Source organism: Burkholderia sp. Se-20378, from assembly GCF_017104665.1.
GTDB classification, from domain to species: Bacteria; Pseudomonadota; Gammaproteobacteria; order Burkholderiales; family Burkholderiaceae; genus Burkholderia; species Burkholderia lata.
Genome location: NZ_JAAGPG010000375.1, coordinates 1 through 8,515 on the forward strand (window position 1 = coordinate 1; position 8,515 = coordinate 8,515).

At 65.1% G+C, this 8,515-nt stretch carries 9 protein-coding genes and 1 pseudogene; 3 read left to right on the plus strand and 7 right to left on the minus strand.

Translation table 11 applies throughout. From position 1 onward, the window contains the following. Together G3N93_RS28560 and G3N93_RS28565 are read right to left on the minus strand one after the other, a co-directional pair. Nucleotides 1-420 (minus strand): alpha/beta fold hydrolase (locus G3N93_RS28560; protein ID WP_206134467.1); only part of this gene is annotated, 420 nt, incomplete at its 3' end. Nucleotides 421-605: 185 nt separating this feature from the next. After that, the gene (locus G3N93_RS28565; protein ID WP_174986945.1) at nt 606-1,463 is read right to left on the minus strand and encodes a ferritin-like domain-containing protein; all 858 of its coding nucleotides are present in this window, start codon (nt 1,461-1,463) and stop codon (nt 606-608) included. A 148-nt stretch (nt 1,464-1,611) separates the two neighbouring features. Between G3N93_RS28565 and G3N93_RS28570 the strand changes: the two genes are divergently transcribed. The 3 genes from G3N93_RS28570 (at nt 1,612) to G3N93_RS28580 (ending at nt 3,614) form a co-directional block, all read left to right on the plus strand. Continuing rightward, the gene (locus G3N93_RS28570) at nt 1,612-2,136 is read left to right on the plus strand and encodes a gamma carbonic anhydrase family protein (RefSeq protein WP_071334714.1); all 525 of its coding nucleotides are present in this window, start codon (nt 1,612-1,614) and stop codon (nt 2,134-2,136) included. 25 nt (nt 2,137-2,161) lie between these two features. Further along, on the plus strand, nt 2,162-3,112 hold the full coding sequence (gene hslO / locus G3N93_RS28575) for an Hsp33 family molecular chaperone HslO (protein WP_174941886.1): 951 nt from the start codon (nt 2,162-2,164) through the stop codon (nt 3,110-3,112). A 139-nt stretch (nt 3,113-3,251) separates the two neighbouring features. Next, nucleotides 3,252-3,614, plus strand: a complete 363-nt coding sequence (locus G3N93_RS28580) for a hypothetical protein (protein WP_174941884.1) — start codon at nt 3,252-3,254, stop codon at nt 3,612-3,614. Between the two features lie 89 nt (nt 3,615-3,703). On the opposite strand, the gene ftsB is transcribed toward G3N93_RS28580, so the two are convergent. The 5 genes and pseudogenes from ftsB to G3N93_RS28605 form a co-directional block, all read right to left on the minus strand. Continuing rightward, nucleotides 3,704-4,129, minus strand: coding sequence for a cell division protein FtsB (gene ftsB / locus G3N93_RS28585; RefSeq protein WP_011352543.1), 426 nt, complete (start codon nt 4,127-4,129; stop codon nt 3,704-3,706). A gap of 81 nt (nt 4,130-4,210) precedes the next feature. After that, nucleotides 4,211-5,494, minus strand: a complete 1,284-nt coding sequence (eno, locus tag G3N93_RS28590) for a phosphopyruvate hydratase (RefSeq protein ID WP_011352544.1) — start codon at nt 5,492-5,494, stop codon at nt 4,211-4,213. A gap of 106 nt (nt 5,495-5,600) precedes the next feature. Further along, complete coding sequence (gene kdsA, locus G3N93_RS28595; protein WP_085039266.1) at nt 5,601-6,455, minus strand: 3-deoxy-8-phosphooctulonate synthase; 855 nt, start codon at nt 6,453-6,455, stop codon at nt 5,601-5,603. 2 nt (nt 6,456-6,457) lie between these two features. Further along, entirely contained in the window at nt 6,458-8,110 is a 1,653-nt protein-coding gene (locus tag G3N93_RS28600) for a CTP synthase (RefSeq protein ID WP_089445932.1), read from the minus strand. A 181-nt stretch (nt 8,111-8,291) separates the two neighbouring features. Continuing rightward, nucleotides 8,292-8,515, minus strand: a pseudogene (locus G3N93_RS28605) (alpha/beta hydrolase); the annotation flags it as partial.

Here is an 8,515-nt window from a genome sequence, read left to right on the forward strand (position 1 = left end):
TCGCGCGGGCGCCAGCCCGAAACCCTCGAGATCGACCACGCGCCGCACACGCTCCGGCCGCGCGCCGGCATACAGGCACACGACGTTCGCGCCCATGCTGTGCCCGACCAGATTGACTTCGCCGGTCGGCGCATAGTGGTCGACGAGCGCATCGAGGTCGCTCAGGTACTCGTGGAACCAGTAGTGGCCGCCGCCCTGCCGTGCGACCGGCCAGTCGGACAACCCGAAACCGCGCGCATCGGGCGCGATCACCTGCCAGTCGCCCGCGAGCGCATCGACGACGAACTGGAACGACGCCGCGACATCCATCCAGCCGTGCAGCATGAACAACGTCGGCGCGTCGGGCCGGCCCCAGCGCCGGACATGCAGCTGGACGCCGCGCACCGTGACGAAATCGGAAACAGAACTCGAGGCACTCATTGCAACCGCCAAAAAAAGAATGGTCGTTCGATTATAGCGGCGACGCCCTCTTTCCGGCGGCCGGCAATCGAGGCGCCGCTCTAGCATCGCCCGCACGCAACGGGCCATGGGGGAGCGCCATGCGCCGGGCAGCCGGGCAGCCGTGACGGCTGGCGGCGGTCGAAACGCGGCCGAACGCGAGCCGGCTAGCGTGGCGCGTTGCCGTCCGCCGCGTCCTGCGCGGCCAGTTCGTCGAGTTCGGCCTGCTCGAATCCGGCATCGCGGCGTGCGTCGAAATTGAACGGGCCACGCAGCCGTGGCGCATGGTATTGCTCGGCGAGGTGCCGGTAGGTCGGCACGGGATCGCGGCCGGCTTCGTCGCACAAATGCCGGAACCAGCGGTTGCCGATCGCGACATGGCCGATTTCATCGCGCAGGATCACGTCGAGAATCGCGGCCGACGCATCGTCGCCCGCCTGTACAAGTCGCGCGCGGATCGGCGGCGATGCGTCGAGCCCACGGGCCTCAAGCGTGCGCGGCACGAGCGCCATACGCGCCAGCACATCGCCCTTGGTCCGCTCGCACATATCCCACAGACCGTTGTGCGCGGGAAAATCGCCGTACGCATGCCCGAATGCCGCCAGGCGGTCGGACAGGAGCGTGAAGTGATAGGCCTCCTCGGCCGCGACCTTCAGCCAGTCCGCGTAGAACGGGCCCGGCAGGCCCGTGAAGCGCCAGATCGCGTCGAGCGCAAGGTTGATCGCATTGAACTCGATATGGGCAAGCGCGTGCAGCAGCACGGCGCGCCCTGCGGGCGAACGCATGCTGCGCCGCTCGAGCTGGCGCGGCTCGACGAGCGGCGGGCGCGCCGGGCGCCCAGGCAAATCGTCCGGCTCGGGCAATTCGAGCGACGGGGCGATCGCCGCCTGCCCGGCCAGCAGCGCATCGTAGAGCGCGCGCACCTGGGCGGCCTTGGCCGCGGGTTCCGCGTCACGCAGCGCGGCAAGCGCGGCGCGGCGCACGCAGGCAGGCGCATTGCCGAAAGAAGAAGACTCCATGCTCATAAACGGGGACACCCTGCGTGCGCATCGCGGGAGCGCACGCACGCGACGGTTTACAATAGGCGATTGTTCCGCGGCGCATGCGAACGCGCCGGGCAAACCAGACGCGCCATTCTACCGGCGCCCTTCATCGAAGAGACAAGGAGACTCCGTGACGATCTACAAGCTGGGCGATACGGCCCCGACGATCCACGAAAGCGTATTCGTCGCCGATACGGCGGCCATCATCGGCAAGGTCGTGCTCGAGGAGAACGCGAGCGTCTGGTTCGGCGCGACGATTCGCGGCGACAACGAGACGATCACCGTCGGTGCGGGCAGCAACGTCCAGGAAGGCGCGGTCCTGCATACGGACCCGGGCTTTCCGCTGACGATTGCCGAAAACGTGACGATCGGGCACCAGGCCATGCTGCACGGCTGCACGATCGGCGAAGGTTCGCTGGTCGGTATCCAGGCGGTGGTCTTGAATGGAGCGGTCATCGGCCGCAACTGTCTGGTTGGTGCCGGCGCGGTCGTGACGGAAGGCAAGACGTTCCCGGACAACTCGCTGATTCTCGGCGCACCGGCGAAAGTCGTGCGCGAGCTGTCGGCGGAAGACATTGCGCGGCTGCGCACGAACGCGAAGACGTACGTCGAGCGGCGTGCGCATTTCAAGGAGCAACTCGTGCGGATCGGGTGATTCGCACGGATTTCAAGGAAGAAGAGTGAGCGACCAGTTACAGAAATTCATGTTCAATGCGGCGCCCGTGCGCGGCGAGATCGTTTCGCTGCGCAATACGTGGCAGGAAGTGCTCTCCCGCCGCGATTACCCTGCCCCCGTGCGCACGGTGCTCGGCGAGATGATGGCCGCGTGCGCGCTGCTGTCCGCGAACCTGAAATTCAACGGCACCCTGATCATGCAGATCTTCGGCGACGGGCCGGTCCAGATGCTGGTCGTCCAGTGCGGTTCGGATCTGTCGATGCGGGCCACCGCGAAGTTCGCCGGCGATGCCGCCCAGACGATCGGCGACGACACGAGCTTCGCGTCGCTCGTCAACGCGAGCGGCCACGGCCGCTGCGTGATCACGCTCGACCCGGCCGACAAGCTGCCGGGCCAGCAGCCGTACCAGGGCATCGTGCCGCTGAACGGCGTCGACGGCCCGCACGAATCCGTCTCGCAGGTGCTCGAGCATTACATGCATCACTCGGAGCAGCTCGACACGCGGCTGTGGCTCGCGGCCGATCGCGACCGCGCGGTCGGCATGCTGCTGCAGAAGCTGCCGGGCGACGGCGGCATCGTGCCGCGTAACGCCGAAACCGATATCGACACGTGGGAGCGCGTCTGCACGCTCGGCGGAACGCTGTCCGCGAAGGAACTGCTCGAAGTCGAACCGGAAGTCGTGTTCCGCCGACTGTTCTGGCAAGAAAACGTGCAGCACTTCGAGCCGGCCGGCACGCGCTTCCAGTGCTCGTGCTCACGCGAGAAGGTCGGTGCGATGCTGCGCATGCTCGGCCGCGAAGAAGTCGACAGCGTGATCGTCGAGCGCGGCCACGTCGAGATCCACTGCGAGTTCTGCAATCAGCGCTATGAATTCGATCCGGTCGACGTCGCGCAGCTGTTCGCGGCCCCCGGCGTCGAGACGGGCATCGCGCCCGCGACCGAGCAGCGTCACTGAGCGGTGGCCCGATGCCCGCCATCCGGGCACGGGCGCATAATGACGCACGAGCGTCGCACGCACGGCTCCAGCGCCGAAGTCACGCACTGCACTTCGGCGCAAGCCGCTTCCCGTCGTCGGCGCGCTGCAGGAGAAACACATGAATCGCCCGCTTCATCGACCATTCCGCACCATCGTCCTGACGAGCGTTGCCGCCGGCACGCTCGCGCTTGCCGGCTGCGCGATGCCGCCGCCGACTGCCACGATCCTGAGCCGCCTGCCCGAACCCGGTGCATCGGGCGGCCAGCCGCCCGCGCTGTCGAGCGCCGAACGCAAGCGCTATGACGAGATCGACCAGCAGGTGCTGCGCGAACAGAACAGCGCGATGGCAGCCGAGGCCGCCGCGCGCGCGTGGGCCTATTACTCGCCGCCGCCGGTGACGGTCTACGGCGGGTATTACGGCGGATGGGGCAATCGCTGGGGCTCGGGCATCAGCTACGGCTACCCGGGATGGTGGTGGTGAGCGTGCATCGCTCGGCTGATTGACTACTGGCAGGAAATAAAAAAGCGCGGCATTTCCCGCGCTTTTTCAATGGATTCGAGCCATCGTGCTCAGTGATGCGCGGCCTTGCCCTTGTCGCCGCCATGATGCCGCGACGGTCTCGCGATCGACTGCGGATTCGGCACGACACGCACCGGTGCCGCCGAGACGGCGCCGCGTGTCGACGTATTCGACGGCGTGTTGTTCAGCGGTGCAGCAGGCGCATTCGGCGACACGAACTGCACGAATACTTCGCCGTCCTTCACCATGCCCATCTCGTAGCGCGCGCGCTCTTCGATGGCCGCGGTGCCGCTCTGCAGATCCTGCACTTCGCCCGCGGTGCGCTCGTTGCGCAGCTTCTCGTCCGCGTTCTTCTGGAGCTGGTCGTCGAGCTGCTGACGCAATTCATGCACCCGCAGCCAGCCGCCGTGTCCCCACCATAGGGGGTACTGAATGAGCGCCAGCAAGGCAATCAGGACGACAGTGACAAGCCGCATGTAAGAACCGCAGATATAAGAAGCGCCGCTCCGCGCACATGCACAGAGCGGCGTCGATATGACGAACCCGATAGTAGCGCGTTAGCGCAGGTTATAGAAAGCCGATTTACCCGGGTAGCTTGCGATGTCACCGAGATCTTCCTCGATGCGCAGCAGCTGGTTGTACTTCGAGATACGGTCGCTGCGCGACAGCGAACCCGTCTTGATCTGACCGGCGTTCAGGCCGACTGCGATGTCCGCGATCGTCGAATCTTCCGTTTCACCCGAGCGGTGCGAGATCACGGCCGTGTAGCCTGCGCGCTTCGCCATTTCGATTGCCGCGAACGTTTCGGTCAGCGTACCGATCTGGTTGATCTTGATGAGGATCGAGTTCGCGATGCCCTTCTCGATGCCTTCCTTCAGGATGCGCGTGTTCGTGACGAACAGATCGTCGCCGACCAGCTGCACCTTCTTGCCGAGACGATCGGTCAACAGCTTCCAGCCTTCCCAGTCGCTTTCGTGCATGCCGTCCTCGATCGACACGATCGGGAACTTGTCGGCGAGCGTCGCGAGGTAGTCGGTGAATTCGGCCGACGACAGTTGCAGGCCTTCGCCCGCGAGCTGGTACTTGCCGTCGTGGTAGAACTCGGATGCCGCGCAGTCGAGCGCGAGCAGCACGTCTTCACCCGCACGGTAGCCAGCCTTCTCGATCGCCTGCAGGATCGTCGACAGGCACTCGTCGTTGCTGCCGAAGTTCGGCGCGAAGCCGCCTTCGTCGCCGACTGCCGTGCTCATGCCGCGGTCGCTCAGGATCTTCTTCAGTGCATGGAACACTTCCGCGCCGCAACGCAGGGCTTCACGGAACGTCGGCTGGCTCACCGGGACGATCATGAATTCCTGGATGTCGAGGCTGTTGTTCGCGTGCGCACCGCCGTTGACGATGTTCATCATCGGCACCGGCAGTTGCATTGCGCCCGAACCGCCGAAATAGCGGTACAGCGGCAGGCCTGCCTCTTCGGCGGCTGCCTTCGCGACGGCCATCGACACGGCCAGCATCGCGTTCGCGCCGAGGCGCGACTTGTTGTCGGTGCCGTCCAGCTCGAGCAGCGTCTTGTCGAGGAACGCCTGTTCCGACGCGTCGAGGCCCATGATGGCTTCGGAGATTTCGGTGTTGATATGCTCGACTGCCTTCAGCACGCCCTTGCCGTTGTAGCGGCCGGCTTCGCCGTCACGCAGTTCGATCGCTTCACGCGAGCCGGTGGACGCGCCCGACGGCACCGCCGCGCGGCCCATCGTGCCCGATTCGAGCAGCACGTCGCATTCGACGGTGGGGTTGCCGCGCGAATCCAGAATCTCGCGGCCGATGATATCTACGATTGCACTCATGGGTTTCCTCTGAGAATGACGATGGATTCTTCAAACTGCAACGGCGCACGCGCCTGAACCGCTTTCGCTACTGACGCGCGAAGCCGTCGCAAGGTTCATTCGATCTTTAATTGAAATCGTTTTCCAGGAACGGATTGCGCTTCACCGCCTGGTCGAGCGTGACGAGGGTCTCCAGCAGCGCACCCATCCGGTTCAGCGGCACCGCGTTCGGGCCATCCGACTTTGCTTCGGCCGGATTCGGGTGCGTTTCCATGAAGAGGCCCGCGACGCCCGTCGCGACCGCCGCACGCGCGAGCACCGGCACGAATTCGCGCTGGCCGCCCGAGCTCGTGCCCTGCCCGCCCGGCAGCTGCACCGAGTGGGTCGCGTCGAACACGACCGGGGCGCTCGTCTCGCGCATGATCGCGAGCGAACGCATGTCCGACACGAGATTGTTGTAGCCGAACGAGACACCGCGCTCGCACGCCATGAAACGGTCTTCCGACAGCCCCGCTTCACGGGCCGCTTCGCGCGCCTTGTCGATCACGTTCTTCATGTCGTGCGGCGCGAGGAACTGGCCCTTCTTGATGTTGACGGGCTTGCCCGAGCGCGCGCACGCATGGATGAAATCGGTCTGGCGGCACAGGAACGCCGGCGTCTGCAGCACGTCGACGACCGACGCGACCTGCTCGATCTCTTCGATCGAATGCACGTCGGTCAGCACCGGCAGGCCGAGCTGACGCTTCACCTCGGACAGGATCCGCAGGCCCTCGTCCATTCCGAGGCCACGAAACGACTTGCCCGAGCTGCGGTTCGCCTTGTCGTAGGACGACTTGTAGATGAACGGAACGTTCAGCTTCGCGCAGATCTCCTTCAGGCGGCCCGCCGTGTCGATCGTCATTTGCTCCGATTCGACGACGCAGGTACCCGCGATCAGGAAGAAAGGCTTGTCGAGACCGACCTCGAAATCGCACAGCTTCATGCTTACACTCCGCGCGCTTGCTTGTTGGCAAGCGCAGCTTCGACGAACGACTTGAAGAGGGGATGACCGTCACGCGGCGTGGACGTGAATTCCGGGTGGAACTGAACGCCGACGAACCACGGGTGCATCGAACGCGGCAGTTCCATCATTTCCGGCAGATCCTCGCTCGGGGTACGGGCGCTGATGATAAGGCCGCCGGCTTCGAGCTGGGGCACGAAGCGGTTATTGACTTCATAACGGTGGCGATGGCGCTCGTTCACGTCCTTGCCATAGATTTCTTCCGCCATCGTGCCCGGCTTGATCGGGCAGCGCTGCGAACCCAGGCGCATCGTGCCGCCGAGATCGGATTCCTCGGTGCGCGTCTCGACCTTGCCGTCGCGGTCGTACCACTCGGTGATCAGCGCGACCACGCGTTCCGGCGTGTCCGGCTCGAATTCCGTGCTGTTCGCCTGCTTCAGGCCGACGACGTCGCGCGCGAACTCGATCACCGCGAGCTGCATGCCGAGGCAGATGCCGAGATACGGCACCTTGGCTTCACGCGCATAGCGGATCGCCGCGATCTTGCCTTCCGTGCCGCGACGGCCGAAACCACCCGGCACCAGCACGGCGTCGAGGTGCTTCAGGCTGTCGACACCGTTCGTCTCGATCTCTTCCGAGTCGATGTATTCGATGTTGACCTTGGTCGACGTGTGCAGCGATGCGTGGCGCAGCGCTTCGATCAGCGACTTGTACGACTCGGTCAGGTCGACATACTTGCCGACCATGCCGATCGTCACTTCGTGCTTCGGGTTCTCGAGCTTCTCGACGAGCGCCGACCACATGGTCAGATCAGCGTCCTTCGGCGACAGCTTCAGTTCCTCGCAGATGATGCGGTCGAGGCCCTGGTCGTGCAGCATCTGCGGAATCTTGTAGATGCTGTCGGCGTCCCACACCGAGATCACGGCGTCTTCCGGCACGTTCGAGAACATCGAGATCTTCTTCGACTCGTCGTCCGGAATGCGGCGGTCCGCACGGCACAGCAGCACGTGCGGCAGGATGCCGATCTCGCGCAGCTTCTGCACGCTGTGCTGGGTCGGCTTCGTCTTCAGCTCGCCGGCCGTCGCGACGTACGGCACCAGCGTCAGGTGCACGAAGCACGCGCTGTTGCGGCCGAGGCGCAGGCTCATCTGGCGCGCGGCTTCCAGGAACGGCAGCGATTCGATGTCGCCGACCGTGCCGCCGATCTCGACGATCGCGACATCCGGCTCACCGCAGGTGGCCGACGCGGCACCGCGCTCGATGAATGCCTGGATTTCGTTCGTGATGTGCGGAATGACCTGCACGGTCTTGCCGAGATAGTCGCCGCGGCGTTCCTTGCGGATCACCGATTCGTAGATCTGGCCGGTCGTGAAGTTGTTGGCCTTGCGCATCTTCGTGCTGATGAAGCGCTCGTAGTGGCCGAGGTCGAGGTCCGTCTCCGCTCCATCTTCCGTCACGAACACTTCGCCGTGCTGGAACGGGCTCATCGTGCCGGGGTCGACGTTGATGTAGGGATCGAGTTTGAGGAGGGTGACTTTCAGACCGCGCGATTCGAGGATCGCGGCGAGGGAAGCGGCGGCAATACCCTTGCCAAGGGAAGAAACTACGCCGCCGGTGACGAAAACATATTTGGTCATCGCTGGATGCTCGCGGGAAAAACGGATTATACCGTAAAGCCCGCCCTTCTCTCAGCAATTGACTCGATGATCGCGCCCTTTCGCGCCGACCCGCACCAGCCGTGCGTGCCCGGGCGAAACCGCCCGCCGGCCGGTGCAACCGTGCGCGCCGGAGGCATGCCCCCGGCCGCCAAACCGTGCGTCAGGCGCGCTTCGCGAGCGGGGTGACGCCCTGCGACACATCGCCCTCCACCGCCTTCAGTGAATTCAGCATTCGCTGCAACGCGCGGGCGGTTTCGAGCGGCCGCTCCATCGGGAACAGGTGGCTGCCTTCCAGCCATTCGACCCGGCCGCGCGCTGCGCGACGCGTCGCATCGAGCCCGACCTGGCGCACCTCGCGCGAACGCGTGCCGGCGAGAAAGCCGA